The sequence below is a fragment of the Kitasatospora sp. NPDC001225 genome (assembly GCF_053597855.1).
Map to the genome: position 1 here is coordinate 36,539 of NZ_JBSFJC010000042.1, position 26,203 is coordinate 62,741.

The window sequence follows — 26,203 nt, forward strand, 5'->3', positions numbered from 1 at the left end:
CATGGGTCGGAGGGTGTGGGACGTGGGTTCCGACGAGCGGGCGGTGACGTCGGTCGAGGTCCGCTACACCCCGACGGCCGAGGACTTCCGGGAGGCCTTCGCCGCGTGGGAGCGGTGCACGGCGGCCGGACGCCGGTCGCGGCGGGCCGTGTACACGGTGGCCGTCGGCGGGACGGCGGTCGTCGGGCTGCTCGCCGTCCTCGGCGGGACGGTGCTGCGGTTGCTCGCCCTGCTGGTGGCGGTCGTGCTGCTCGTGGTTCTCGCGGGGCCCGCGACGCGGGTGCGGCGGGTGACGAGGACGGCGAGGGAGAAGGGCGAGTTCAGGGTCCTGCTGGACGACCAGGGGGTGGTCGTGAGCACCGAGGCCTCGGTCACCGAGTTCGCCTGGTCGGAGCAGCGGTACTACCTGGAGACGCCCCGGCTGTTCCTGCTGTTGAAGGGCAGCGAGGAGACCGGTGTGCTGACCATGCTGCCCAAGCGCGGGGTCGACGACCTCCGGGGGCTGGCGGAGCTGATCGACCGGCACGCGACGGCGCTCGTCCGGGACTGAGCAGTCGTGGGGTGGGTGCGGCGGGCGCGTCACGGGGTGGGCTCCGGCGCGACCGGCCCGGTGCGGTGCGCCCGCTGGTCGTAGCGCCAGAGTGCGGGGAGCGCGGCGGACACGGCGGCCGAGCTGCCGAGGCAGAGCAGGCCCCCCGTGCGCAGTGCCGCCCGGATGCCCTGGCGGGCCGCGAGCCCGCCCGCCCGCAGGTCGCCCAGGGCCGGCCCGGCGGAGCCGATCAGCATCTCCAACCCGGCCGCTCGGCCCCGGAGTTCGTCCGGAATGGACTGGTTCCAGATGGCGCTGCGGAAGGTGTCGCCGACCCAGTGCGCGCCGCCCGCGACGGTCAGGCAGAGCAGGACGGCCCACAGGCCCGGGGCGAAGGCGGCCGCCGCCGTCGCCGCGCCGACCAGGGCGGCGGAGAGCAGGACCAGCCGGCCGTGCCGGTGCACCCGCTCCGCCCACCCGCCGGTCGCGGCGGCGATCAGGCTGCCGGCCGCACCGGCCGAGTAGAGCAGGCCGAGCGCCCAGGTGGCGTCCAACTCCGCGGCCAGGAACGGGAAGAGCGCGGTGGGCAGGGCGAAGACGGTGGCCGCGAGGTCGGCCAGGTAGGTGCCGACCAGATCGGGCCGCCGGGCCGCGTACCGGGCGCCGTCGAGGAACTCGGTGAGCTGCGGCGCCTCGGCGTCCCGTTCCGAGGGGATCGGCCGGACCCGGGCGAGCAGGGCGATCGAGAGCAGGAAGGTGCCGAGGTCGACCAGGTAGGCCGCCGGGACGCCGGCGGTCGCGATCAGCAGGCCGGCCGCCGCCGGGGCGGCCACGCCGCCGATGCTCCAGCGCAGGGACAGCAGGGCACCCGCCGCCACCAGCTGGTCCTGGGGCACCAGGCGGGGGACCATCGCCTCGACCGAGGGCTGCTGGATGCCCTGGATCGCCGCCGCCACCCCGGCGGCGACGTAGAGCGGCCAGACGGCGGGGGTGCCGAGCAGCGCGTTGGCCAGCAGTAAGGCGCTGAGCGCGGCCAGGGCGACCTCGGTGGCCAGGGCGACGGTGCGGCGGTCGGCGCGGTCGGCGAGGACGCCGCCGTAGAGGCCGAACAGGATGACGGGCACGAGCTCGACCGCGCCGACCGCGCCCACGGCCAGCGGCGAGCCGGTGAGGTCGGCGATCTGGAGCGGGATCGCGGTCATGGTGAAGATCGAGCCGAGCAGGGTGACGGTGCCGGAGGTCCAGGTCAGCCGGAAGTCCCGGGAGGAGCGCCAGGGGGCGGTGTTCGGCAGCAGGCGGGACCAGGGGCGGTCGGGGCTGGAGGTGGGGTCGGGTCCGGAGGTGGGGTTCGGGTTGGAGGTCACGAGGGGTGGGATCCCTTCGCGGTCGTCGGCGTCGCGACGGCCGTCCTTATCGCTGATAAATTCCAGCTCGGGAACTTATCGGCGATAAGGTGGGTCTGGCAAGCGGATAACCCAGGAGGGCGATCGGATGGCGCTGCAACGCGACGAGGTGGTGCGCACGGCGCTGCGCCTGCTCGACGAGGAGGGCATCGACGGGCTGACCACCCGCCGGCTCGCCCGTGAACTCGGCGTCCAGTCACCGGCGTTGTACTGGCACTTCAAGAACAAGCGGGAACTGCTCGACCTGATGGCCGAGGCGATGCTCGCCGAGGCCCTCCCGCCCGACCGCGAGCCGGGCCCGGCGCACTGGCCCGAGTGGATCGCCGCCGACGCCCGCGCCAAGCGCGGCGCCCTGCTCGCCTACCGCGACGGCGCCCGGGTGCACGCCGGCACCCTGCCCAGCGAGGACGAACTCCCGGCGGTCGAGGCCCAGTTGGCCGCCCTGTGCGGGGCCGGGCTGCGCCCGCGTACGGCGCTGCGGCTGCTGCTGACCGTCGACCGGTACATCATGGGCTGGGTCACCGAGGAGCAGGCCTGGCGGCAGGACACCGCGGACCGCGACCGGCCGCCGTTCCCGGACGAGGAGCTGCGCGAACTGCCGCTGCTGCGCGAGGCGGTGGACGTGCTGCGGATGACCGACCACGACGCGGACTTCGAGTACGGGCTGCGGGTGCTGATCGAGGGGTTCCGGGCGGAGATCGCGCGGGAGGCGGCGGAGGGTGTTCCGGCGTCAGGGGAGGGCGCTCCGGCGTCCGAGGCCCGGGCCTCGGAGGGCCGGGCGCAGGAGGGCCGGTCGTCGGACGGGCCGGCGTGACTGGACTAGCGTGACGTCCATGACCACCCTTGATCCCCGCAGTACGGCCCTGGTCCTGATCGACCTGATGGACCGGATCGTCGCCAACCCGCTCGCGCCGCGCACCGGTTCGGAGGTGGTGGAGGCCTCGCTGGAGCTGGCCCGGGAGTTCCGGGCGGCGGGCGCGCCCGTGGTCGCGGTGCGGGTCGAGCGGCCGAACGTCGCCGAGCAGCCGCCCGGGAGCGGGCTGGTCGCGGAGGTCGCGGCGGTGGCCGACGAGGTCGTGGTGAAGCGCACCATCGGCGCCTTCCAGGGCACCGGCCTGGACGGGCTGCTGCGGGCGCGGGGCGTGGAGACCCTGGTGTTCACCGGGATCGCCACCAACCTCGGCGTGGAGTCCAGCGCCCGGGCCGCCGGCGACCACGGGTACCGGCTGCTGTTCGTCGAGGACGCGATGGCCGCGCTCACGGCGGAGGAGCACCGGGCGTCGGTGGACCTGGACTTCCCGCGCCTCGGCGAGGTCGTCGTGGCGGCGGACGTGCGGTTGGGGTGAGTCGGCGGGGGACGGGGCTACGGCCGGGCGGGGTTTTGGCCGGGCGCGGTGGAGGACTGCTACGGCCGGGCGAGGCGGAGGGCTTCGCGCAGCCGTCCCTCCGAGGCCGTGAGCAGGCGCGCGGCGGTGGGGGTGTCCACGTCCGCGAGCAGGGAGAGGATGGCGTCCTTGACCCGGCCGCCGGTCGCGCTCAGGGCGCGGTCGACCGCGGTCCCGTCGGCGCCGGTCGCCTCGGCGACGATCCGTCGGGCGCGGTCGCGCAGCTTGTCGTTGGTGGCGCGGAGGTCGACCATCAGATTTCCGTACGTCCGGCCGAGCCGGACCATCACGGCCGTGGACAGCAGGTTGAGCACCAGCTTCTGCGCCGTGCCCGCCTTGAGCCGGGTCGATCCGGCCAGCACCTCGGGGCCGACCTCCACCTCGATGCCCAGCTCGGCCGCGGCCGCGAGCGCCGAGCCGCGGTTGCACGCCAGCCCGACGGTCAGCGCCCCCGCCGCGCGTGCGGCGCGGACGGCGGCCAGCGGGTAGGGCGTACGGCCGGAGGCGGAGACGCCCACCAGGGTGTCGGCGGGGGTGAGGGCGAGAGCGGCCACATCGGCCTCGGCGAGGTCGGTGCGGTCCTCGGCACCCTCGGCCGCCGCTGTGACGGCCGGGCGCCCGCCCGCGATCAGGCCGACGACCAGCGCCGGATCGGTGCCGAAGGTCGGCGGGCACTCGACGGCGTCCAGCACGCCGAGCCGCCCGGCCGTCCCGGCGCCCGCGTAGACCAGCCGGCCACCACGCGCCATCCGGACGGCCACGGCGTCGACCACGGCGGCGATCCGCTCCAACTCCCCGGCGACGGCCTCGGGCACCGTGCGGTCCTCGGCGTTCATCAGCCGGAGCAGCTCGACCGTGGGCAACTCGTCGATCGCGGCCCACTCGGGGCGGATGGTCTCGGTCGCGGGAACGGTGTCACGACTCATGCGCCCGCCTCGCTTCGTGCGGCCGTGGCATTCGCCTGGGCATGTCGTCCGATGATTCGCTCGTTCATGCGGCCAGCCTCCCCGGGTGCGGGGTGCCCGAATCAGGGCAAGCGTGGATGGAGGGCATGAGGGAGGCCGGAGGGAGGCGCAGGCGGTCTGGCCCTCGCTGCGGCCGTACTTCGACGAGCGGGTGCCGGCGGAGGCCCGGACGCTCGGGCTGCCGGGTGAACCGGCCGCACTGGGGGCGCTGGTCGGGCCGGCGGACCAGGCCCGGTTGGCGGCGGCGCTGACCAGGGCGAGTCTGGCGCACGCGGGCGCTGGCTGAGGGGCGGGTCGTCCGGAGAGTGGGTGGGGGTCAGGCCATCCAGAAGAAGACCGCCGTCATCCGCCGCTCGGCCAGGTCGGTGCCGTAGTAGCCGGTGGCGCTGTGGATCAGGTTGGCGTGGTAGAGGAGCAGCTGGTTGTAGCGGTTGGGGACGCGGACGTCCTCGGTGAAGTGGTCGCCGGGAACGTGGCGGGTGCCGAGTGCCTCGACCAGGTTGGTGTGCGGGGCGTTGACCAGGTTGCCGCCGAGGCGGCCGCCGGGGAACTGCTGGCGGTAGAAGCTGGTGCCGGCGTCCTTCGGGGCGCCGGGGCTGAGGTAGAGGACGGCGGCGTAGCGGCAGAGCGCGCGGGAGTCGGTGTGGGGGCGGGACTCGGACTCCCCGGCACCGACGACCTGGACGCAGTTGTGGTTGAGCGTGCCGCCGCCCGGGGTGCTCTGCACCCAGAGCCGGGAGGCGCCGGTGGCCTTGCGGACCAGCGACTCGACCCGGGCGAGTTCCCCGGGTTCCAGGCCCGGCATGGTGCGCAGCCCTGGCCAGGTCTCGGGGCGGTGCGGGTAGCCCTCGGTCCAGTCCCCGCGGGCCAGACAGCGCTCCCGGACGGCGTCCGGGTCGGGCAGCACGTTGTCCAGGACCCAGTAGTCACGGCCCCGGGTGGGCTTGCGGTAGGGCAGGACCGGCAGGGTGGTGGGCCTGATGGGCTGTGAGGGCATGGGCCGACGATAGAGGCGGCCATCGCCAACCTTCTGCCGTGAGCAGGTCAACCTTTCGTCAAGGGTGCTCCGGCCCGGACACGTGGTTCAGCCCCTGGTCGGAGGCCGGGCCCGCGGCCTAGGCCTCCCGTACGGCGAAGCTCCCGAGGGCGCCCTCCAGACGGTCGTAGGCCCGGACCGCCGAGGGGCGGACGGCGGTGGCGATCGCCGCCTGCTCCTCGCCCGCCAGGGTGCGGCGGAACACCTCGGCGAACACCGCGCGGTCGACGGCGGCGAGCAGCGCGGCGGCGACGCGGCACTCGAAGCCGACGGGTCTCTCGTGCACCGCCTCGGCCAGCGCCTCGGCGAGCGCCGTCTCGCCCTGCTCGTGCAGCTCGCGCAGCCGGGCGCCCAGGGCGGGGCTGTCGAAGACGGTGCGGGCGAACTCCGGGCCGGAGAAGCCGAGCCGGGCGTCGTGCCGGTCGAGCCCGGCGAGGCAGTCGCGGCGCAGCGCGGCGAGCGCGGACTCGCCCGGCGCGCGCCCCGCGACGGTCGCGGCGAGCCGGACGACGAGCTCCTCGTGCAGGTCGAAGAAGAGGTCCTCCTTGCGCGGGAAGTGGTTGGTGACGGTCATCTTGGCGACGCCCGCGGCGGCCGCGACCTCGGCGATGGTCGTGCGGTCGAAGCCCTGTTCGATGAAGAGCCTGGTCGCGGCGTGCGAGATCGCCTCGCGGGTGCGGCGCTTGTTGAGCTCGCGCAGGCTCGGCGTGGTCGCGTTCTCGGTCATGCCGGGAGCGTAGCGCAGGTTGCTGGGTCGGGTACAGGAATTAGGCTTGACCCAATCAGTGGGTCCGGCCTAAGTTCTTCTCGGGCGGCCGGAGCGGCTGCCCGGGTGAGCGTCCGAGAGTGTGCCGAGCGAGCGTCGGGGTGCCGCACGCGGGTTCGGGGGGCGCTGGCCCGACTGCGACTAGGGGAGGGGCGCATGACGACATCCGTCGCCGCGAAGGACCAGCCGGGAGGAGTCCGGGAGGGGGCGCCGGAGCCGATTCCGGCGGGCCTGTGGAAGATGGCCTCGGTGCTCGCGCTGGGGCCGGTGCTCGCGCTGTTGGACAGCACGATCGTCAACGTCGGCATCGACTCCGTCGGCCGCGATCTGCACGGCTCGATCGCGGAGATGCAGTGGGTGGCCACGGGGTACCTGCTGGCGATCTCGCTGACCATGCCGCTCTCGGGTTGGGCCGCCGGCCGCTTCGGCGGGCGGCGGGCGTGGCTCGCCTCGGTCGTCCTGTTCGTGCTCGGATCGGCGCTGTGCGGCCTGGCCTGGTCGACGGGCAGTCTGATCGCCTTCCGGGTGCTGCAGGGGATCGGCGGCGGGATGATTCAACCGCTCGGCCAGGCGATCATCATACAAGCGGCCGGGCCGTCCAGGGTCGGGCGGGTGATGGGCACGCTGATGCTCCCGATCAGCCTGGCCCCGGTCCTGGGGCCGATCCTCGGCGGGCTGGTGCTGGAGCACTTCGACTGGCGTTGGATGTTCCTGCTGAACGTGCCGGTCGGGCTGGTGATCCTGCTGCTCGCCGCCCGCTGGCTGCCGACTGACGAGGCGTCGGACATACCGAAGCCCCGGCTGGACGTGACGGGGCTGGTGCTGCTCTCGCCCGGTCTGACCGGGCTGGTCTACGGGCTCTCGACGATCGGTGACGGCGCGACGGCCGGCTGGGTCGCGCTGGTGGTGGGCACGGTGCTGGTGGCGGTCTACGGCTGGCACGCGCTGCGGGTGGGCCGCAAGGCCGGCCGGGCGCCGCTGATCGACCTGCGGCTGTTCGCCCGGCGCGGGTTCTCCGTGGCGACGGCGAACAGTTTCCTCCAGGGCGCCGCGCTCTACAGCTCGATGTTCCTGGTGCCGCTGTACTACCAGCAGGTGAAGCACGCCGGGGCGGTGGAGGCCGGTCTGCTGCTGGCGCCGCAGGCCCTCGGTACGGCGGTCACCGCCATGCTGGCCGCCCGGATCACCGACCGCTTCGCGCCGCGTCCGCTGATCATGATCGGCATCGCCTGCTCCCTGGTCGGCACGCTCGCGTTCACCCGGCTGGGCAGCGGCTCCGAACCGGCGGCCTGGCTGATCGCCGGCTCGCTGGCGCTGCGCGGCGCGGGCATGGGGCTGATCGCGATCCCCGGCCTGGCGGCGGTGTACGGGAGCGTCGAGAAGGCCCAGGTGCCGGCGGCGGCGGGCGCGGTCAACGTGCTCAACCGGCTCGGCGGGGCGCTCGGCACGGCGGTGCTGACGCTGGCACTCCAGCAGGCGCAGGGCGGGCACCCCGACCAGCCGGGTGCGGCCTTCGGCGAGACCTTCTGGTGGGTGCTGGCCCTGTCGGCACTCGCCATCGCCCCGGCACTGCTCTACCCGAACACCCGCCCGTCCCGCTGACCGCCGAGCGGATCCCGACCACCCAAGCATGGAGGTACCCGTGTCCACCCGTCACCCCGGCGCTCTCCGCCTGCTCAGCGTGCACGCGCACCCCGACGACGAGTCCAGCAAGGGCGCGGCCACCCTCGCCCGGTACGCGGCCGAGGGCGTGGACGTCCTGGTCGCCACCTGCACCGGCGGCGAGCGCGGCTCGGTGCTCAACCCGGCCATGGACCGGCCCGAGGTCCGGGCCGACATCGCCCGCGTCCGCCGCGAGGAGATGGCGGCCGCCCGGGAGATCCTCGGTGTCCGCCAGAGGTTCCTCGGCTTCGTCGACTCCGGGATGCCCGGGCCGGGCGAACCGCTCCCGGAGGACTGCTTCGCGGCCCGGCCGGTGAAGCTCGCGGCGGCGCCGCTGGCCGCGCTGATCCGGGAGTTCCGCCCCCAGGTGGTCGTCACCTACGACGAGACCGGCGGGTACCCGCACCCGGACCACGTGATGACCCACCGGGTCACCGTGGCGGCCGTCGAAGCCGCCGCCGACCCGCAGCGCCACCCCGGGCAGGGCGAGCCCTGGCAGGTGTCCAAGCTCTACTACCACCTGGCGCTCTCCAGGGCCTGGTTCCAGGCCCTGCACACGGCCATGACGGAACGCGGAGTCCCCTCGGAGATGGGCGAGCTGCTGGCCGGCTGGCCCGACACCCCGCCCGCCCTGGCCACCACGACCCGGATCGCGTGCGCCGAGCAGTTCGCCGTACGGGACGCGGCGATGCTGGCGCACGCCACCCAGGTGCAGCCGGGCGTGGCCTTCATGGCCCACCCGCGGGACATCGAGCGCGAGGTCTGGCCGACGGAGGACTACCACCTCGCCTGGAGCCTGGTGCCGGAGGCCGGTGCGGCGGCCGCGGCGGGCGGGATCGAGACCGACCTGTTCGCCGGGCTCCGGGCGGAGGTGGAGGGGGAGGTGGGGGCGGGATGAGCCTCACGGTCGGCGTGGCGGCGCGGGCCGTCGTGGTGCGGGCCGTCGCGCTGTGGGCCGTTGTGGGGCGGGTGGTCGTGGTGCTGCTCGGTGGCGGGCGGGCTGCCGTCCGTTCAACACTGGCCGTCGGCGAGCATGTAGAAGCCCGGGCCGGTCTGCTTCAGGGTGTGGGTGACGAAGGTGTTCCAGAGCCCCATGCTCTGGCCCGAGCCCAGCGCGAAGGTCAGGCCGCCGCTCTGGGTGGCACGGCCGGCCAGGACCTGGTCGTAGTTGCTGGCGGTGAAGCACTGGGGTGCACCCCCGCCCGGGGTGGTCGCCGTCACCGCCGCCGAGCGGGCGCCGACCGTGCCCGAGCCGTCGACCGCCGCCACGGTGTAGCCGTACGTGGTGCCGGCCGCGAGTCCGGTGTCGGTGAAGGCTGTGCCGGTCGTGGTGCCGACCTGGCCGCCGTTGCGGAAGACCTGGTAGGAGGCCGCGCCGCTGACGGCCTGCCAGCCGAGGGCGATCGAACCGGCGGTCGCGCTCGCCGTCAGGCCGGTCGGGGCCGGCAGCCCGGGGTCGGTGGGGCCGGAACCGCCGTCCAGCCCCCAGAACTGCGCGGTGTAGTAGCCGGAGCAGATGGTGTCGAGGAAGTAGGCGCCGGTCGCTCCGCACTGGTCGGCCCCGGAGCCCGGGTGGACGGCCAGGCCGTGGCCCATCCCGCTGATCGTGAACACGGCTACGGCGGGCTTTCCGCTCGCGTCGGCGTAGAGCTCCTGGGTGGTGCCGCCGGGGAGGCTCCGGGTGCCGGTCGGTTGGCGGCCGACGCCCTGGACGTTCGTCCACTGGTCCCGCAGCTCGGTCGCGTTCACCGGCCTGACCACGGTGTCGGCCGTGCCCTGCCAGATCGCCACCCTGGGCCACGGTCCGGTGTAACCCGGGTACGCGGCCCGGACCTTGTCGCCCCACTGGGCCGGGGTGAGCCCCTGGTCGGAGTTCTGGCAGCCGGAGGCGGCGGCCTGGGTGGCGGCGCAGTGGGCGGGCAGCCCGGAGTCGATCGCCCCGCCGGCGAACACGTCGGGGTAGTCGGCCAGCAGGTCGGCGGCCATCCCGCCGCCGGCCGAGAGCCCGGTGACGAACACCCGACGGGCGTCCGAGCCGTACAGGGACTCGGCCTTGGTGACCATCTCGACCACCGACCTGGCCTCGCCGACGCCCCGGGCGGCCTTGCCCGCGTCGAACCAACTGAAGCAGGAGAGGCTGTTGTTGGCGCTGCCGGTCTGCGGAAACACCACCGCGAAGCCGTACTGGTCGGCGAACTTGGTCCAGCCCGAGCTGCGGTAGTAGTCGGTGGCGCTCTGGACGCAGCCGTGCAGCGCGACCACCAGAGGAGCGCCGCTGGGCAGCCCGGCGGGGGTGTAGGTGTACATCGCGAGGTTGCCCGGATTGGTGCCGAACCCGGTGACCTGCTGGAAGCTGCCGCTCGCGGCCGCGGCTACGGCTGCGGCTGCGGACGGCAGGGTGGAAACCGTGTCGGAGGCCGCGGCCGCGCCGGGTACGGCGGTACCGAGCGCGAGGACGGCGGCGGTGAACAACGCCGCGGCGGTGGGGCGCAGGGGCATGGGGACTCCTGGGTGGGGGAGGAGTGGGGGCCGGTCCCGTGCAGCGTGGCGCGCCAGGAGCCCCGGTGCCATGTGGCGGTCATCCGGGGTCCGCCGCCCGGGCATGGCACGGGCCGCCATGGTCCGGCGGCCGCGGCCCCGTACCCACCGCGCGCCGTAAGGCACTTGAGGCAGGCGGCCGGACCAGGCAGGTTGATCCCATGACCACCGATGAGATCGCCGCCGAAGGCCCGCAGCCCACGAACGGCCCGGAGCGGCGGACCCGGACCCACACCTGGACGCCCGGCCCGCCGATCGCCGAGTTCACCCACCTGAGCGGAGAGGAGATCCTGCTGGAGTGGATCGCCGGGCGGATCCCGGAGCCCTCGATCTGCGGCACCATGGGCTTCCACCTGACCGAGGTGAAGCCGGGGACGGCGGTGTTCCGGGGCGAACCCGGAGACCACCTCCACAACCCGATGAACACCGTGCACGGCGGCTACCTGGCGGCCCTGCTCGACTCGGCCCTCGGCTGCGCCGTGCTGAGCAGGCTGCCGGCCGGGGTGGGCTACACCACCACCCAGCTCAACGTCCATATGCTGCGCCCGCTGTTCGCCGACTCCGGGACGCTGCGCTGTGAGGGCGTGGTGCTGCACCTGGGCCGGACGATGGCGACGGCGGAGGCCAGGGTGGTGGGCGCGGAGAACGGCAAGCTCTACGCGCACGCCACCACCACCTGCGCGATCCTGGTCCCCCGTCCGGCGGCCTGACCGCCCGGAGGCCTGACCGAGCGGGTGGCCCGGCCGGGTGGTCGCCGTACCCGCACCGGAAACGGTCGGGCCCCGGCCGCTGTGGCGACCGGGGCCCGAACCTGGCACTCGGAGCAGCCGGAGAGGTCAGAGCGGCAGGGGCCGCTCAGAGTGCCCCGAGCAGGCCACAGAGGGCGATGAGGCCGCAGATACCGAAGTTGACCAGCTTGTGGGACAGGAAGATCGCGGCGAACTCGCGGATGGTCGCGCTCGGCCAGTAGTAGCGGGCGGTGGGGGAGCCGAAGACGTGGCCGTTGACGCCGGTCTCGCGGGCGAGCAGGGCGGCCCGGAAGGCGTGGAAGTTGTTGGTGACCACGACACAGCGGTAGTCAGGCTTGGCCTGCTCCATGATGGCCTTGCTGAACCGCAGGTTCTCCTCGGTGGTGCGCGAGCGGTCCTCCCGTTCGATGTGCTCGGCGGGGAAGCCGTGTTCGACCAGGTAGTCGGCCATCGCGTGGGACTCCGGCAGCTTCTCGTCCGGCCCCTGGCCGCCGGAGGTGATGAGGACCGGCGGGTTGCCGCGGGCGGCCTGCTCCTCGTACACCTCGCGGCCCCGGTTCAGCCGGCTGGCGAGCAGCGGCGGGACGCGCTCGCCGCCGATCAGTCCGGAGCCGAGCACGACCACGAAGTCCACGTCCTGGCGGGGCCGGTGGCGGCCGTAGAGGAAGGCGTAGCCGATGAAGCAGGTGAAGAGGAAGGAGACGTAGCCGATCACCAGGAGCAGGGTGCCGACCACGATGCCCAGTCGGGCCGAGCGGAGGGCGAGGGCCACGAACAGCATCAGGATGACGGCGACGATGCCCAGACCGGCGAGCAGCGAGAGCAGGTTGGCCGGCCGTCTGCCCTCCTTGCGGATCATGGTCAGGCCGTTGGCGATGAGGAACCAGATCAGGGCCACCGTTCCGACGGTCGGCAGGAGGAAGATCGCCACCATCGCGATCTCCACCACCAGGGTGGGGGCTCTGCGCAGTTCGGCGAGCACGGCGAGGGAGAGCAGTGAGACGGCGATGCCGAGCAGGATGGCGTTGCTGAACTGGCGACGGTCGCGTAGTACCCCGAGTCCGAACAGGACGAAGAACAGGGCGGCTGGGGCATAGGCGATCATGCGCCGTATTCTACGGTCGCCGTAGGGCCGGGCCGTTGGCCGGAACGGCCCGACCCCAGGGCTGCGGAGCGCTCAGGCGAAGCGTTCGATCGCGGCCAGGACTGCCTCCCGCATCCGCGGACTCCCCGTGTGCCCGGACTCGTCGATGACCGTGAGCCGCGCGTCCGGCCAGGCCTTGGCCAGCTGCCAGGCGGTGGCGAGCGGTCCGCCGAGGTCCAGTCGGCCGTGGATCAGCTCGCCGGGGATTCCGGCCAGCCGTCCGGCGTCGCGCAGCAGTTGGCCGTCCGGCAGGAAGGCCTGGTGCGAGAAGTAGTGGGCGGTGATCCGGGTGAAGCCCATCAGCGCCTCGGAGGGGCGGTCGGTGTACGCGTTCGGCTTGCCCAGCGACTCGTGGGAGATGACCGCGTCCTCCCAGGTGGCCCAGGCGTTGGCGGCGGCCCGGCGGACGGACTCGTCGGCGCTGTTGAGCAGCCGGCTGTAGGCGGCGAGCAGTTCGACGGTGTCCCCGTCCCGGTCGGCGGGCGGAAGGAAGTCCCGGAACTCCTCCCAGGGCCCGGGCAGGAAGCGGCCCACGCCCCGGTAGAGCCAGTCGGTCTCCTCGGGGCGGGTCATGGTGACCCCGCAGATCACGATCGCGGAGACCCGTTCCGGGTGCGCCTGCGCGTACGCGAGGATCAGCGTGGAGCCCCACGAGCCGCCGTACAGCAGCCACTTGTCGATGCCGAGGTGCTCGCGCAGCCGCTCCATGTCGGCGATCAGGTGCGCCGTGGTGTTGTGTTCCAGGCTGGTCGACGGGTCGGCGGCGTGCGGCCGGCTGAGCCCGCAGCCGCGCTGGTCGAACTGGACGAGGTGGTAGCGCTCCGGGTCGAAGTACCGTCGGGCGCCCGGGCTGTGGCCGGAGCCGGGCCCGCCGTGCACCACCACGGCCGGCCTGCCGGCCGGGTCGCCGGAGGCGTTCCAGTGGATCAGCTGACCGTCGCCGACGTCCAACAGGCCTTGTGCGTAGGGTTCGTAGAGGGGGTACGGCTCGGGCATCGGTGACTCCTCCGTGGTCGTACGGGCGGGGCCCGGTGAGCCTACCCGTTGCCGGAGGCCGGGGTCCGGCCCGAGGAGGCGGCGTGGATGGAGGCCCGGGACGGGGAGGACCGGCCCCGGGCCCTGGGCTCAGCGCCGCTCCGGCGGCAGCAGGGCCGCGAGGCCGTCGAGGATCCGCTGGACGCCGAACTCGAAGCGGGCGTCCATGTTCGGCTCGGTGAGGTCGTCGGCGAGGTCGACCAGGTTGGGGAAGGTCTCGGCGGGCAGGGCGCGGAACAGGTCTCCGGCGGCGTCGGCGATGTCCCGGCGGCTGGTGCCGAGGACCTCGGAGGCCGAGATCGGCGACTGCTCCTGGAGCACGAAGCCCTGGACGAAGGCGCCGAGCAGGTAGCTGGCCATGGCGGCGTCGGCGTCGGTGAAGCCGGCCGCGCGGAGCCGGTCCAGCTGGTCCTCCATGAGTCCGAGCAGGTTGGGTCCGGGGGCGAGCCGGCCGGCGACGACCTTGGCCGCGTCCCGGGTGCCGAGCAGCAGGCGGCGGTAGCGCCAGCAGTACGCGTGGAACTGTTCGCGCCAGTCGCCCTCGCGCGGCGGGGGCTCGGCGGAGCCCATCACCGCGTCGGTGAGCAGGTCGAGGAGTTCCTGTTTGTTGCGGACGTGCCAGTACAGCGAGGCCGCCTTGACGCCGACCTCGGCGGCGACCTTGCGCATGGACAGCCCGGCCAGGCCGTCCCGTTCCAGGACGCGCAGTGCGGCCTGGGCGAGGGCCTCCCTGGTCAGGGCGGGTGTCGCGTCGTCGGTTCCGGGTGTGTCGGTGTGGTTCTGCGGCATGGCTGTGCGGACGCCTCCGGTGGTGCGGTCGATTCCCGCTTGCAATCTAACACCGTTAGGTGCACTCTGTGGCTGTCACGCCGACCCCTAACACTGTTAGGGGCTCATGATCGGAAGGGAACCCATGGAGAAGTCGAGCGCCCGCCGCAAACGGCTCGCGCTGCTCACGCTCTGCATCGCCATGTTCATGGCCATGCTGGACAACGTCGTCGTCAATGTCGCCCTGCCCCGCATCGGGCAGGAGCTGGACGCCGGGATCAGCGGTCTCCAGTGGGTCGCGGAGGGCTACAGCCTGATCTACGCCGCACTCGTCCTGACCGGCGGCGCGCTGGGCGACCGCCACGGCCGTACCCGGATGTTCGTACTGGGGCTCGGCCTGTTCACGCTCGGCTCCGCCGTGGCCGCGCTCGCCGGAACGATCGGCGTGCTGGTCGCGGGCCGGATGGTCCAGGGGGTCGGGGCCGCGCTGCTCACCCCCGGCAGCCTGACCCTGCTGGGGCACGTGTTCACCGACGAGCGCGAGCGGGCCAAGGCGATCGGCGTGTGGTCCGGGGTGTCCGCGATCGGCCTCTCGATCGGCCCGGTGATCGGCGGCCCGCTGGTCGAACACTTCGGTTGGGCCAGCGTGTTCTGGATCAATGTGCCGATCGGCGTGGCCGGCGTCCTGCTCGCCGCCAAGGTCCTCCCGGAGATCCCGCCGCGCGCCCGGCGGATCGACTTCGGCGGGTTCGCGCTCTCGGCGGCGGGCCTCGGCCTGCTCGTCTACGCCTTGATCGAGGGCCCCACGCGAGGCTGGACCGACCCCCGGGTGACCGGCTGCGGCGCTGCCGCCGCCGTCCTGCTGGCCGCCTTCCTGCTGCTCGAACTGCGCCTGGCCGAGCCGATGCTGGAGCTGCGGCTGTTCCGGGACGGCGCGTTGAGCGGTGCGCTGCTCAGCGGGTTCATGGTGAGCTTCGGGATGTTCGGGGCGCTGTTCTTCCTGCCGCTGATGATGCAGGGCGTGCTCGGCTGGTCCCCGTCCGGCGCGGGGTACGCCGGGCTGGCGATGACCGCGATGCTGGTGGTCGCCGGGCCGCTGTCCGGCCGGTTCGCCGCCCGCTACGGCCCCCGGCCGCCGATGGTGCTGGGCCTCGCGCTGTGCGCGCTCGGTCTCGGCGGGCTGTCGCTGTACGGCGACCACGCCCGCTACCCGGAGTACCTGTGGACGCTGTTCACGATGGGCTTCGGCATGGGGCTGACCTTCACCCCGGTCTCGGTCGCGGTGCTCCAGCGGGTCGCCCCGGCGCAGACCGGGATGGCCTCGGCGACCGTCAACACCCTGCGCGAACTCGGCGGCGTGCTCGGGATCGCGGTGCTCGGCGCCGTCCTGACCAACCGGATGACCGACGGGCTGACCTCGGCCCTGCACCGGCTCGGCGTCCCGCCGGAGGCCGTCGGCCCGATCGCGGACGCGCCGACCAGCGCGGCCCACGGCGGTGGCGGCGCGGCCGGCGCACTGCCCGAGCCGGTGCGCCAGGCGGTGGACGGGGCCTTCGTCGACGGCATCCACCTCGCGCTGCGCTGCGGCTCGGCCGCGCTCGCCGTCACCGCGGTCCTGGTCGCCGTCCTGGTCGGCCGGGCCCGCCCGCTCGCCCCAGCGGCCTCCGAAGAGCCGCAGCCGGAGGACCTGGCCGGGGCGGGCGTCGCCTGAGCCGCCGGGACCGACCGGTGAGGTGCTGTCAGGAGGTCGCGGGAGGTTGCGCGAGGTCACAGGAGGTCGCGCGAGGTCACAGGAGGTCGCGCGAGGTCAGCGGATCCCTTCCACCGCCGCCTGCGCCGTGCGGGCCAGTTCGCGCCGGGCGCCCGCCCGCCCGGGCCGGGGCCCGGGCGGTGGTATCGGCGGCAGGAAGGTCACGTCGGCGACCAGCCCGCGGGCCGCGACCACCCGGGCGAGCGAGGTGAGCAGCCCGTCGTCCCCGATGAAGGCGGGCACGCTGGTCGGCCGTCCGTCCGCCAGCCGGTAGCGGATCGTCACCGGCTGGACGTCGGCACCCGCCTCCACCGCCGCCTGGAACAGCGCGGGCCGGAACCGGCCGCTCTCCCGCCCGCACCAGGTCGACCCCTCCGGGAAGACGATCACCGGGTGGCCGGAGCGCAGCACCTCGGCCACCGTCGCGACGGTGTCCGGCAGCGTCCGCAGCCGGTCGCGGTCCAGGAAGACGGTGCCGCCCAAGGCGATCAGCGGTCCGAGCACCGGCCACTTCCGGACCTCGGTCTTGGCCAGCGACCGGCCCGGCCGCCCGGCGGCGAGCAGCGGTATGTCCAGCCAGGACACGTGGTTGGCCACCACCAGCACCCCGCCGTCCGCGCCGGGCCCCCAGCCGTCGGGCCCGGCGAGGTGGACCGTCACCCCGAGGGTGCGCAGCACGACCCGGGCCCAGAGCCGGGCCAGCCGGTTCCGGGCGCGGTCCGGGAGCAGCCGGACCGGCGGGAGGAGCACGACCCCGGCCAGCACCGCCGCCAGACAGGCCGTCAGCCGCAGCGCCCGCCGGGGGTGGGAGACCCTCGGCGGGACGTCGGCCAGGCAGGTCTCGGGCCGGCAGGTCGCGGTGGGCAGCCAGACGCTCACGACGAGGCGCCCGAGGCGGGTCCGCCGGACAGGAAGTGCCGCAGGTAGCGCGGGTCGGTGCGCTCCAGCGACAGCAGCACGTACAGGTCGGCGCAGTCGAAGTCCGGGTCGTACGCGGGCGCGCCGCAGACCCAGGCGCCGAGCCGCAGGTAGCCGCGGAGCAGGGCCGGCAGCGCGCCCCGCTCGGCGCGCGCCACCCCGGTGGCGTCCCAGGGACGGTGCGGGGTGACCCGGTACTCTTCGGGCGCCAGGTGCTTGGCGCTGACGGTGTCCCAGACCCGGGCCGCGGTGGCGCCGCCGTCCGCCAGCTCGATCGAGCAGCAGCCGCCGACCCAGGTGTTGCCGGTGTCGGCCAGGTAGCGCGCGATGCCGCCCCACATCAGGTTGATGACGGCGCCGTTGCCCCGGTGGTCCGGGTGGATGCAGGAGCGCCCGAGCTCGACCAGGCCGGGGCGGACCGGCGCGAGCGCGGAGAGGTCGAACTCGCCGTCGGAGTACAGCCGTCCGGCCCGGCGCGCGGCCTCGGGGCGCAGCAGCCGGTAGGTGCCGACGACGGCGCCCTGCTCGCCCTCGCGGACCAGCAGGTGGTCGCAGAACTCGTCGAAGGGGTCGACGTCCAGGCCCGCGACCGGGCTGTGCAGTTCGGCGCCCAGCTCGGTGCCGAAGACCTGGTGGCGCAGCCGCTGGGCGGCGCGCACGTCGTCCTCGTCGCGGGCGAGGGAGACGGTGTACGAGGCCGGGGCGGCGGGCCGGTGGGGGCGGGGCGCGGGGACCGCCGGGGCGTCGTGGGTGGTGGTGACTGCGGACGGAGCGTACGTGGGGACGGTGGTCATGGCGGACCCTCCAGGGCAGCACGATCGGCGGTGCCGTGGATCACCAGGGCACCGTCCCGGTCCGCAGGCGGTTGGGCATGGACGCGAACCGGTCCCCGTGTTTCTCTCCGAATCGGTTGGCATTCATGTTGCGGCCCGGAGGACCGCAGATGTGCACCTGTTGAATGGCACCACCCGTGGCCCGGCGGTCATCTGCCCGGCACCGGGCGCTCGTTCGCGGGGGGTGGACAACACGCACCACGGGGGCGTACGGCCGCACCGCACGCCCCCGTTGTCGCGACCCCGCGGTCGTCACGCGGCTGCTGTCACGCCGCTGTCGTCACGATCGCGCCGTCACGCCGCTCGCGTCACGTCGTCGTCGTGACGATCCGACGTGCCGCTGTCGTGAGGAGAGCGGCGCGCCGCTCAGAACGCCCGCCAGCCCTCCGGGTCGACCCCGCCCGGGACGGCGCCGGCCGGGCCGTACGGCTCGCGGGTGTAGACGAAGGAGCCGACGTCGAGGTGGCTGACCGTGCCGTCGGGGTGGCGGACCACCCGCAGGGTCTCGCCCGCGTAGTAGTTCTCCACACCGGTCCAGGTGCCGTCCGCCTCGGGCCGGAAGCGCGAGCCCCGGCCGCGGCCGGTGAGCGGGGTGAGCTCCAGCACCCGCCCGGGCCGCAGCCGCAGGGCGGCCGGCGCGGCGCCCCAGTACCAGGGGCCGGTGAGCTCCAGCAGCTCCGCGTCCACCTCGGCGAGCGGGCGCCACGGTTCGGGCAGCCGGGGCTCCAGGTCGGCGGTGAGCGCGATCAACTCGGCGGCCAGCGACGCGGCGCTGGCGCCGCTGGTGGCATTGGAGAGGGCGTACGCGGCCAGGCCGTCGGCCTCGCTGATCCACAGGCCCGCGGTGAAGCCGGGCATCGAGCCGGTGTGCCCGTACAGCAGCCGGCCCTCGTCGCGGCGCAGTTGCAGGCCGAGGCCGTAGCCGCTGGTCCACTCGGCGTCGTCCGGGGCGACGGCCGGGCGGCGCATCTCGGCGACGGTGTCGGCGGACAGCACCCTGTCGTCGCCGGCCGTCAGGAAGGCCGCCCAGCGGGCCAGGTCGGCGATGGTGGACCAGAGTTGGCCGGCCGGCGCCATCAGCCCGGTGTCGGTGAGCGGCTCGGGCAGCATGACGTCGGCCCAGGGGTGGACGGCGAAGCCCCCGGCGTGCGGGTGCTCGGGCAGCAGCGTGGTGCGGTCCATGCCGAGCGGGGCCAGCACCTCGCGGCGCAGCACCTCGCCCCAGGGCTCGCCGCGCAGCTTCGCGACCAGGGCGCCGAGCAGCGCGTAGCCGGGGTTGGAGTAGTGGTGCACCCGCCCGGCGGGGTGCTTCAGCGGCCGGTCGGCCTCCAGGACGTCGTCGAGGCCGGGCCGCAGCGAGCCCTCGGTCCGCTCCCACCACGGGCCGGGGGTCTCGGCGGTCAGGCCGGAGGAGTGCGCGAGCAGTTGGACGACGGTCGCGTCGTCGGCGGGGGTGCCGGGCAGGTGGCGGGAGAGCGGGTCGGCGAGGTCGAGCAGGCCCTCGTCGCGCAGCCGCATCACCAGCACGGCGACGAAGGTCTTGGTGAGCGAGCCGATCCGGTACTGGACGTCCGGGGTCGGCGCGTGCCCGTCGACCATGCTGCGGGCGCCGCTCCACACCGGCCGCCCGTCGCGCAGCACCCCGGCGACCATCGAGGGCGTGCGCCCCTCGGCCTGGGCGACGGCGAGCCGGTGCAGCAGGGCTCGGCGGGTGGCGGGCAGCAGCTCGGAGGGGAGGTCGGTCATGTGGGCTTCTGGACTCATCGACATGTGCACGGACAGTAGTCCAGCCCGGCCGCGACGCCGACCCAATAATCCCGCGCACGGGCCCCATAACCCCTCGCCCGGGCCCGGTGACCGGATCAGGCCGGGCCCGGTCGTCGGATCAGCCCGGCAGCGGCGGCAGTTCCGGCCGCTCCAGCCAGGCCTCGAAGAGCGGGCCGAGCGGCGCGGCGGTGTACCGGGCGGCGTGCGCGCGCAGGTCGGCGGTGGCGACCACGCCGTGCCGGTTGGCGCCCGTCCAGTCCCGCAGCATCGCGAAGAACGCGTCGTCGCCGAGCGCCCGCCGCAGCGCGTGCACCACCAGCCCGCCGCGCTGGTACAGCCGGTCGTCGAACATCAGCCTGCGGCCCGGGTCGCCGAGCGTCAGGTCCTGCGGCAGCCCGGCCAGCAGCCGGTGCGCGGCGGCGGCGTGCACGGCCGCGCCCGGGCCGCCGGCGTGCTCGGACCAGAGCCACTCCGCGTACTTGGCGAAGCCCTCGTTGAGCCAGATGTGCCGCCAGTCGGCGATGGTGACGCTGTTGCCGAACCACTGGTGGGCCAGCTCGTGGGCGATCAGCCGCTCGCGCTCCCAGCCGCCGCCGAGGTGGTTGGTGCCGAAGGTGGCGACGCCCTGCGCCTCCACCGGGACGTCCAGCTCCTCGTCCGCGACGACCACCGCGTACTCGCCGAACGGGTACGGGCCGAAGACCTCGCCGAAGTACGCCGCCATCTCCGGCTGCCGGGCGAAGTCCCGGGCGAAGGCGGCGGCCAGCCGCTCCGGCACGTAGCCGGTCTGCGGCACCGCCGGGCGCACCGCCAACGGCACCGGCCGGTAGTGCCCGATCGACACCGTCACCAGGTACGTCGGGGTCGGCGCGCTCTGCTCGTACACCCAGGTGGTGCTGGACGCCCGGGTGGTGCGGGTCAGCAGCCGGCCGCTCGCCACCACCGTGAACGGGGACGGCGTGGTGACCGCCAGCTGGTAGGTCGCCTTGTCGGCGGGGCGGTCGTTGCACGGGAACCAGGACGGCGCGCCGACCGGCTGGCTCGCCACCAGCGCGCCCTCGGTCAGCTCCTCCCAGCCCAGGCCGCCCCACGGGCTGCGCACCGGGCGCGGGTTGCCCGCGTAGTGCACCTCGACGGTGAACGCCGCGCCCGGCGCGAGCGCCCTGGCGGGGCGGATCCGCAGCTTGCCGCCGCGGTGGGTGTAGCGGGCGGCCTTGCCGTCGACCAGCACCCGGCCGATCCGGAACTCGGCCAGGTCGAGCGCGAACTCCGCCAGCGCCGCGTCCGCGACCGCGCTCAGCCGGGCCGAGCCGGCCAGCCGGTTGGGCCCGGGCCGGTAGTCCAGCGCCAGCTCGTAGCGGTGCACCCGGTAGCGGTGGTCGCCGCTGTTCGGGAAGTACGGGTCCGGGGCGCCGGCGGCCGCCGGGACGTGCTTGGGCTTCACGGGGACGTGCGCTTCCTGCGGGCCGGGACGGGGGGACGGGGAGGTGGTCACGGCGTGCTCTGCCACGCCTCGATCGGGTTGCCCAGCCATCGCGTGTCGGCGGGGACGGACTCGGCGCGCATCACCAGCGAGGCCGGGCCCAGCGTGCTGCGCGCGCCCACCGTGCTGCCGGGCAGCACGATGCCGCCCGGGCCCAGGGTGGCGCCCTCGCGGAGGACCACAGTATCCATCCGCATGATCCGGTCGTGGAAGAGGTGCGTCTGCACCACGCAGCCCCGGTTGATGGTGACCCCGTCGCCGAGGGTGACCAGGTCTGCCTCCGGCAGCCAGTAGCTCTCGCACCAGACCCCGTGCCCGACGTGCGCGCCGATCGAGCGCAGCCACAGGTTCAGCACCGGGGTGCCCGGCACCGCGCCGACCAGCCACGGCACCGCCAGCATCTCCACGAAGGTGTCCGCCAGCTCGTTGCGCCACACGAAGCCGCTCCACAGCGGGTGCTCCACCGCCCGGAACCGTCCGACCAGCAGCCACTTGGCGGCGGCCGAGACCAGGCAGGCCAGCGCGCCGGCCGCCAGCAGCACCAGGCCCGACAGCAGCGCGGCGGTCAGCGGCGAGCCGGCCGCCAGCCAGGACAGCGCCGCCACGGTCAGCAGGCCCAGCGCCGCCGAGGCCAGCACCGGCACCAGCCGGGCCACCTCGACCAGCCCGCGCGCCCACAGCAGCCGGGCCGGCGGCTCGTAGGTCAGGCTCTGGTCGGCCAGGTCCGCCGAGCGCGGCAGCCGCATCGGCGGCATGCCCAGGTACGAGCCGCCCTTCTTCGCCTTCGCCGGCGTCGCCGACAGCACGCCCACCAGGCCGCGCTTGGGCACCGAGCGGCCCGGCGCGGTCATCCCCGAGTTCCCGAGGAACGCCCGCTCGCCGACCTTCGCCTCGCCGAGCCGCACCCAGCCGCCGCCGAGTTCGTACGGGGCGATCAGGGTGTCGTCGGCCAGGAACGCGCCGTCGCCGACCGTGGTCAGGCTGGGCAGCGCCAGCACCGTGGACACCTCCGCGCCCCGGCCGACCCGCATCCCGAGGGTGCGCAGCCACAGCGGCGTGACCAGCCCGGCGTAGAGCGGGAACAGCACCTCGCGGGCCCGGTCCATCAGCTGGGTGACGGTCCACGCCTGCCAGCCCACCCGGCCGTGCAGCGGGTGCGTCCCGGGCACCAGGCCGGTGCTCAGCAGCCGGACCAGCACCACCAGCTGCGCCGCGTACACCGCGCCGAACGCCAGCGTGGCGGGCAGCAGGCCGAGCAGCGCGCCGCCGAGCGCCGGGCCGAGCGCCGCGCCCTGCTCGACGAACCGGGACAGCACGGCCAGCGCGGCGAGCGCCGGCAGTGCCGGCAGCAGGCCGAGTACGGCACCGCTGGCGCCGTACAGCGAGGCCCAGCGGGCCCGGCGGGCGGGGCGCTCCTTGGGCCAGGCGCGTTCGGTGCGGCCCAGCTTGACTGCGGGCGCGCCGCCCCAGCGCTGGCCGGTCGGCACCTGCCCGGTGACGCTGGAGCCGGCCGCCACCTGGGCGCGCTTGCCGACCCGGGCACCGGGCAGCAGCGTCGACCGGGTGCCGACCACGGCACCGGAGCCGATCTTGACCTGGCCGATCAGCAGCCGGTCACCGTCCAGCCAGTAGCCGCACAGGTCCACCTCGGCCTCGACCGCGCAGCCGCGGCCCAGCTTCAGCATCCCGGTGACCGGCGGCAGCGAGTGCAGGTCCACCTCGGGCCCGACCTTGGCGCCCAGCGCCCGGGCGTAGCGCGTCAGCCAGGCGCCGGACAGCGAGTCCGCGCCGCTCAGCTCGGCGAGCCGCTCGGCGGTCCACAGCCGCAGGTGGACGGAGCCGCCGCGCGGGTGGCTGCCCGGGCGCACGCCGCGCAGCAGCAGCCGGGCGCCGCCCGCCGCGACGGCCAGCCGGCCCGCCGGGGTGTACAGCGCGAGCGCGCCCGCGCCGACCCACCACCAGGAGGCGGTGGGCGCCCACGGGTAGTCGCCGAGGTGGGTCAGCAGGTTCCCGGCGGCCAGCAGGGCGACCGTCCAGCGCAGGCCGACGACGGTGAACAGCGGGACCAGCAGGAGCAGCTGGAGGAGCTTGGCCCTGGTCGGCACCAGGGCGACGGTACGGGCCTCGGCGCTCTCGCCGGCGGAGCGCTCCAGGTGCCGGGCGAGCTTGCGCAGCGTCGGGTGCTGGTAGATGTCCAGCACGGCCGCGCTCGGGTAGCGGGTGCGCAGCAGGGTGGTCAGCCGGGCGGCGGCCAGGCTGCCGCCGCCGATCGCGAAGAAGTCGTCGCGCGGGCCGCCGACCCGCACGCCGAGGATCTCCGACCACTGCTCGGCCAGCCAGGCCTCGGTGCCGTACAGCTCCTCGCCGGGGCCCGCGTTCTCCAGCTCGGGCAGCGGCCAGGGCAGGGCGGCCCGGTCGACCTTGCCGGAGGTCCGGGTGGGCAGGGCCTCGACGGTCGCCAGCAGCGGCACGAGGGCGGCGGGCAGCTCGGCGCGCAGCCGCTCGACGGCCTGCTCGCGGTCGAAGCCGTCCTGGACCACCAGGTAGCCGACCAGCAGCTGGTTGCCGCCGCGCGCGGTCCGGACGGCGGCCGCCGCGCCCGCCACGCCGGGCAGGGCCTGCAGGGCCGCGTCGACCTCGCCGAGCTCGATCCGGCGGCCGCCCAGCTTGATCTGCTCGTCGGTGCGGCCGAGGAACAGCAGGCCGGCCGGGTCCGCCTGGACCAGATCGCCGCTGCGGTAGGCGCGCTCCCAGCCCAGCGAGGGCAGCGGCGCGTACTTCTCGGCGTCCTTCTCCGGGTCGAGGTAGCGGGCCAGGCCCACCCCGCCGATCACCAGCTGACCGGTGCCGCCGGGGGCGACCGGCAGGCCGGCCTCGTCCACCACGGTGAGGTCCCAGCCGTCCAGCGGCAGGCCGATCCGCACCGGGCCCTCGCCGGTCAGCAGGGCGGCGCAGGCGACCACGGTGGCCTCGGTGGGGCCGTAGGTGTTCCACAGCTCGCGGCCCTCGGTGACCAGGCGCTGCACCAGCTCGGGCGGGCAGGCCTCGCCGCCGAAGATCAGCAGCCGCACCTCGTTGAGGGCCTCGGCCGGCCACAGCGCGGCCAGGGTCGGGACGGTGGAGACCACGGTGATCTCCTGCTCGGCCAGCCACGGGCCGAGGTCGGCGCCGCTGCGCACCTGGGAGCGGGGGACCGGCACCAGGCAGGCGCCGTGCCGCCAGGCCAGCCACATCTCCTCGCAGGAGGCGTCGAAGGCCACCGAGAGGCCGGCCATCACCCGGTCGCCGGGGCCGATCGGCTCCTCCTGGAGGAAGAGCGCGGCCTCGGCGTCCACGAAGGCGGCGGCGTTGTGGTGGGTGACGGCCACGCCCTTCGGCTTGCCGGTCGACCCGGAGGTGAAGATGATCCAGGCGTCGTCGGCGGGGGTGGGGCGGCGCTCCAGGGCGGGAGCGCGTTCGCCGGTGGTCGCCAGGCCGCGCCCGGCGCCGAGTACGGCGGCGACGGCGGCCTCGCCGAAGACCAGCTCGGCGCGCTCGTCCGGGTCCTCGGCGTCCACCGGGACGTAGGCGGCCCCGGCGGCGAGCACCGCGAGGATCGAGACGTACAGGTCGTTGGTGCCGGAGGGCACGCGCACGCCGACCCGGTCGCCCGGGCCGATCCCGGCGGCGGCCAGCCGGCGGCGCAGCTGCTCGACCTCGGCGGCCAGCGCGCGGTAGCTGAGCACGGTGTGCCCGTCGTCCAGGGCGGGCTCGTCGGGGTGGGCGGACATGGTGGCGTCCAGCACGTCGACCAGGGTGCGCGGGGCGGCGGCCGGGCGGCCGGGGAACAGGGCGATGGTCGGCTCGGCCTGCGGCACCGGCGCCTGGGCGGGCTCGGCGTGGGGCGTGGACCCCTGGACGGGGTCGGCGTGGGGCGTCGGATCCTGCGGTGGCGTGGGGTACTGCTCCGGGTGGCTCGGTTCAGCTGTCATGGCAGCCGTGCGCTCCTCGTCCTCGCCCCGTTCCGACCGATGCCCGGCCCCTGGGGCGGTGGGAGCACCGCCTGATCGGGTGACCCCACTCCGGGGCCGGAGCGGACAACCCGACCGATGGTAGCCCCGGCGCGGCGACCCGGCAGGAGCGGACACACGGCCCAACTGGCGCCGGAGTGGCCGAATCTGACGCTTCATCAGTCAATAACTGAGCCCCGTTGGAACCCATGTGACGAGGTGTCAGTGGAATTGACGGATCGTCAGGTCGATTCTTCGACCGTGATCCACACCACAGCGAATGCTGCTCCCTTCGGGTGGCGGGCCGTCGGCGGGCCGGGTTTCGCGCTCCGGTCCCCTCGGTCCGGCCCCGGCCCGCCGTACGGCCCGGCGGTCAGCGGAACCGGTGCAGGTTCTCGCCGAGGAAGGCCTCCAGGGTGCGCGGAGCGCGTCCGGCGAGGCGGAGGAAGGTGTCGTCCGGCGTCTCCTTGCGGACCACCGCGAGCTGCTGGATCTCCACCACGTGGGTGGCCAGCCAGTCCGGCATCCCGGCCCGGCCGACCAGGTGGGCGTGCAGCTCGGACGGGCCCAGGTCGAGGTAGCGGACCGGCCGGCCGAGCAGCTCGCCCAGCAGCGCGGTGAGCTCCGGGTAGCTGTAGGCCCGCCCGCCGGTGAGCGGATAGGTGCCACCGGCGAGCTCGGGGCGGGTGAGCACCTCGGCCGCCGCGTCCCCGATGTCCCGGGCGTCCACGTAGTTGCAACGCGCCTGTCCCAGCGCGCCGTGCACCATCCCGGCGGCGGCGATGCCGGGCGCCAGGAGTAGCAGCTTCTGCATGAACGCGTACGGCCGCAGGACGGTGGTGGTGATGCCGGAGGAGCGCAGCCGCTCCTCGATCAGGTGGTGGCCGCGGGAGACGGCGACGGGGGAGTCCGGCTCGGCGGCGGGCGCGGAGACCTTGACGATGTGCTCCACGCCGCAGTCGACCGCCGCCTCGATCGCGTTCAGCTCGTACCGGACCTGCTGCGGGCCGTTGGCCATGGTGAGGAAGAGCTGGTGCGCGCCGCGGAAGGCCGCGCGCAGGGAGGCCGGGTCGGCGGCGTCCGCCGGGAGGGTGGCCGTGCGGGCGAGGGTGCGCTCGTCGAGTGCGGCGGCCAGCCGGGCGGGCTCGCGGCTGAGGGCGCGGCTCGGTGCGCCGAGGGCGGCGAGGCTGCGGAGGGTGGCGCCGCCGGTGGCGCCACCGGCGCCCATGATGACGATCATGACGTCTGCCTTTCGGGGAGGGGTGCGGTGGGGAGTCGGTGCTGTGCCGTGCGGGCCGGGCGGCTGCCGCGCCAGTGCCAGGTGGTGATGGTGGCGGCGATCGCCGAGGAGACCGGCAGGTCGATGGGGAGCCGGTGCGGCCACGGGCTGTCGGCCAGCCGGGGGACCTGCGGCAGCCAGTGGGCGGCGGCGAGGCCGACGGCCAGGCCGAGCGCGGCTCCGGCCAGGCCGAGTGCGGCGGCC

Annotated in this window: 22 protein-coding genes and 1 pseudogene; 8 read left to right on the forward strand and 15 right to left on the reverse strand. The window is 74.7% G+C overall.

The annotated features are described in order from the left end of the window. Positions 1-22 precede the first annotated feature (22 nt). Positions 23-550 carry a YcxB family protein gene (locus ACWDCZ_RS17095; RefSeq protein ID WP_449816286.1) on the forward strand — a complete coding sequence of 176 codons (528 nt, stop codon included), beginning with the start codon at positions 23-25 and terminating at the stop codon, positions 548-550. A gap of 29 nt (positions 551-579) precedes the next feature. On the opposite strand, the gene ACWDCZ_RS17100 is transcribed toward ACWDCZ_RS17095, so the two are convergent. Next, positions 580-1,893 carry an MFS transporter gene (locus ACWDCZ_RS17100; RefSeq protein ID WP_449816287.1) on the reverse strand — a complete coding sequence of 438 codons (1,314 nt, stop codon included), beginning with the start codon at positions 1,891-1,893 and terminating at the stop codon, positions 580-582. A gap of 127 nt (positions 1,894-2,020) precedes the next feature. Between ACWDCZ_RS17100 and ACWDCZ_RS17105 the strand changes: the two genes are divergently transcribed. Next, a complete protein-coding gene (locus ACWDCZ_RS17105; RefSeq protein WP_449816288.1) occupies positions 2,021-2,746 on the forward strand; it encodes a TetR/AcrR family transcriptional regulator C-terminal domain-containing protein in 726 nt (241 codons plus the stop codon). Positions 2,747-2,765: 19 nt separating this feature from the next. Then, positions 2,766-3,278: an isochorismatase family protein gene (locus ACWDCZ_RS17110; RefSeq protein ID WP_449816289.1), complete on the forward strand. Its 513-nt coding sequence runs from the start codon at positions 2,766-2,768 to the stop codon at positions 3,276-3,278. Between the two features lie 59 nt (positions 3,279-3,337). On the opposite strand, the gene murQ is transcribed toward ACWDCZ_RS17110, so the two are convergent. Then, the gene (murQ, locus tag ACWDCZ_RS17115) at positions 3,338-4,243 is read right to left on the reverse strand and encodes an N-acetylmuramic acid 6-phosphate etherase (protein ID WP_449816290.1); all 906 of its coding nucleotides are present in this window, start codon (positions 4,241-4,243) and stop codon (positions 3,338-3,340) included. A 112-nt stretch (positions 4,244-4,355) separates the two neighbouring features. Between murQ and ACWDCZ_RS17120 the strand changes: the two genes are divergently transcribed. Further along, positions 4,356-4,568 carry a hypothetical protein gene (locus ACWDCZ_RS17120; RefSeq protein ID WP_449816291.1) on the forward strand — a complete coding sequence of 71 codons (213 nt, stop codon included), beginning with the start codon at positions 4,356-4,358 and terminating at the stop codon, positions 4,566-4,568. 30 nt (positions 4,569-4,598) lie between these two features. Here the strand turns inward: ACWDCZ_RS17120 and ACWDCZ_RS17125 are convergent, their stop codons facing one another. Both ACWDCZ_RS17125 and ACWDCZ_RS17130 read right to left on the reverse strand, forming a co-directional pair. Then, entirely contained in the window at positions 4,599-5,279 is a 681-nt protein-coding gene (locus ACWDCZ_RS17125) for a DUF6445 family protein (protein WP_449816292.1), read from the reverse strand. Positions 5,280-5,397: 118 nt separating this feature from the next. Next, positions 5,398-6,045 carry a TetR/AcrR family transcriptional regulator gene (locus ACWDCZ_RS17130; RefSeq protein ID WP_074003609.1) on the reverse strand — a complete coding sequence of 216 codons (648 nt, stop codon included), beginning with the start codon at positions 6,043-6,045 and terminating at the stop codon, positions 5,398-5,400. A 195-nt stretch (positions 6,046-6,240) separates the two neighbouring features. Here ACWDCZ_RS17130 and ACWDCZ_RS17135 point away from each other — a divergent pair, with 195 nt between their 5' ends. Both ACWDCZ_RS17135 and mca read left to right on the forward strand, forming a co-directional pair. Next, positions 6,241-7,686, forward strand: a complete 1,446-nt coding sequence (locus tag ACWDCZ_RS17135) for an MDR family MFS transporter (RefSeq protein WP_107086515.1) — start codon at positions 6,241-6,243, stop codon at positions 7,684-7,686. Between the two features lie 28 nt (positions 7,687-7,714). Beyond that, complete coding sequence (mca, locus tag ACWDCZ_RS17140) at positions 7,715-8,644, forward strand: mycothiol conjugate amidase Mca (protein ID WP_449816293.1); 930 nt, start codon at positions 7,715-7,717, stop codon at positions 8,642-8,644. Between the two features lie 113 nt (positions 8,645-8,757). Here the strand turns inward: mca and ACWDCZ_RS17145 are convergent, their stop codons facing one another. After that, positions 8,758-10,245 (reverse strand): extracellular catalytic domain type 1 short-chain-length polyhydroxyalkanoate depolymerase, encoded by a 1,488-nt coding sequence (locus ACWDCZ_RS17145; protein ID WP_449816294.1) that lies wholly within the window; start codon positions 10,243-10,245, stop codon positions 8,758-8,760. Between the two features lie 200 nt (positions 10,246-10,445). Here ACWDCZ_RS17145 and ACWDCZ_RS17150 point away from each other — a divergent pair, with 200 nt between their 5' ends. Then, positions 10,446-10,994 (forward strand): PaaI family thioesterase, encoded by a 549-nt coding sequence (locus ACWDCZ_RS17150; RefSeq protein WP_449816295.1) that lies wholly within the window; start codon positions 10,446-10,448, stop codon positions 10,992-10,994. Between the two features lie 145 nt (positions 10,995-11,139). Here ACWDCZ_RS17150 and ACWDCZ_RS17155 read toward each other — a convergent pair whose 3' ends face one another. From ACWDCZ_RS17155 to ACWDCZ_RS17165, 3 genes are all read right to left on the reverse strand, one after another. Then, the gene (locus ACWDCZ_RS17155; RefSeq protein ID WP_387971158.1) at positions 11,140-12,138 is read right to left on the reverse strand and encodes a YdcF family protein; all 999 of its coding nucleotides are present in this window, start codon (positions 12,136-12,138) and stop codon (positions 11,140-11,142) included. 72 nt (positions 12,139-12,210) lie between these two features. Then, on the reverse strand, positions 12,211-13,173 hold the full coding sequence (gene pip, locus ACWDCZ_RS17160; RefSeq protein WP_375874976.1) for a prolyl aminopeptidase: 963 nt from the start codon (positions 13,171-13,173) through the stop codon (positions 12,211-12,213). Positions 13,174-13,302: 129 nt separating this feature from the next. Beyond that, on the reverse strand, positions 13,303-14,001 hold the full coding sequence (locus ACWDCZ_RS17165) for a TetR/AcrR family transcriptional regulator (protein ID WP_074003603.1): 699 nt from the start codon (positions 13,999-14,001) through the stop codon (positions 13,303-13,305). A gap of 124 nt (positions 14,002-14,125) precedes the next feature. Between ACWDCZ_RS17165 and ACWDCZ_RS17170 the strand changes: the two genes are divergently transcribed. Beyond that, complete coding sequence (locus ACWDCZ_RS17170; protein WP_449813781.1) at positions 14,126-15,691, forward strand: MFS transporter; 1,566 nt, start codon at positions 14,126-14,128, stop codon at positions 15,689-15,691. A gap of 96 nt (positions 15,692-15,787) precedes the next feature. Here the strand turns inward: ACWDCZ_RS17170 and ACWDCZ_RS17175 are convergent, their stop codons facing one another. From ACWDCZ_RS17175 to ACWDCZ_RS17205, 7 genes and pseudogenes are all read right to left on the reverse strand, one after another. Continuing rightward, positions 15,788-16,609, reverse strand: a complete 822-nt coding sequence (locus ACWDCZ_RS17175; protein ID WP_107418798.1) for a lysophospholipid acyltransferase family protein — start codon at positions 16,607-16,609, stop codon at positions 15,788-15,790. After that, positions 16,606-17,442, reverse strand: coding sequence for a GNAT family N-acetyltransferase (locus ACWDCZ_RS17180; RefSeq protein WP_449813782.1), 837 nt, complete (start codon positions 17,440-17,442; stop codon positions 16,606-16,608). The genes ACWDCZ_RS17175 and ACWDCZ_RS17180 overlap by 4 nt, the downstream gene beginning before the upstream one ends. A gap of 405 nt (positions 17,443-17,847) precedes the next feature. After that, positions 17,848-19,227: a serine hydrolase domain-containing protein gene (locus ACWDCZ_RS17185; protein ID WP_449816296.1), complete on the reverse strand. Its 1,380-nt coding sequence runs from the start codon at positions 19,225-19,227 to the stop codon at positions 17,848-17,850. Between the two features lie 139 nt (positions 19,228-19,366). Beyond that, the gene (locus ACWDCZ_RS17190; protein ID WP_049658093.1) at positions 19,367-20,692 is read right to left on the reverse strand and encodes a M1 family metallopeptidase; all 1,326 of its coding nucleotides are present in this window, start codon (positions 20,690-20,692) and stop codon (positions 19,367-19,369) included. A 47-nt stretch (positions 20,693-20,739) separates the two neighbouring features. Beyond that, on the reverse strand, positions 20,740-24,702 hold the full coding sequence (locus tag ACWDCZ_RS17195; RefSeq protein WP_449816297.1) for a Pls/PosA family non-ribosomal peptide synthetase: 3,963 nt from the start codon (positions 24,700-24,702) through the stop codon (positions 20,740-20,742). 391 nt (positions 24,703-25,093) lie between these two features. After that, on the reverse strand, positions 25,094-25,960 hold the full coding sequence (locus ACWDCZ_RS17200; RefSeq protein WP_049659784.1) for an NmrA family NAD(P)-binding protein: 867 nt from the start codon (positions 25,958-25,960) through the stop codon (positions 25,094-25,096). Next, positions 25,957-26,203: pseudogene (locus ACWDCZ_RS17205) on the reverse strand (hypothetical protein); the annotation flags it as partial. The gene ACWDCZ_RS17200 and the pseudogene ACWDCZ_RS17205, both read right to left, overlap by 4 nt.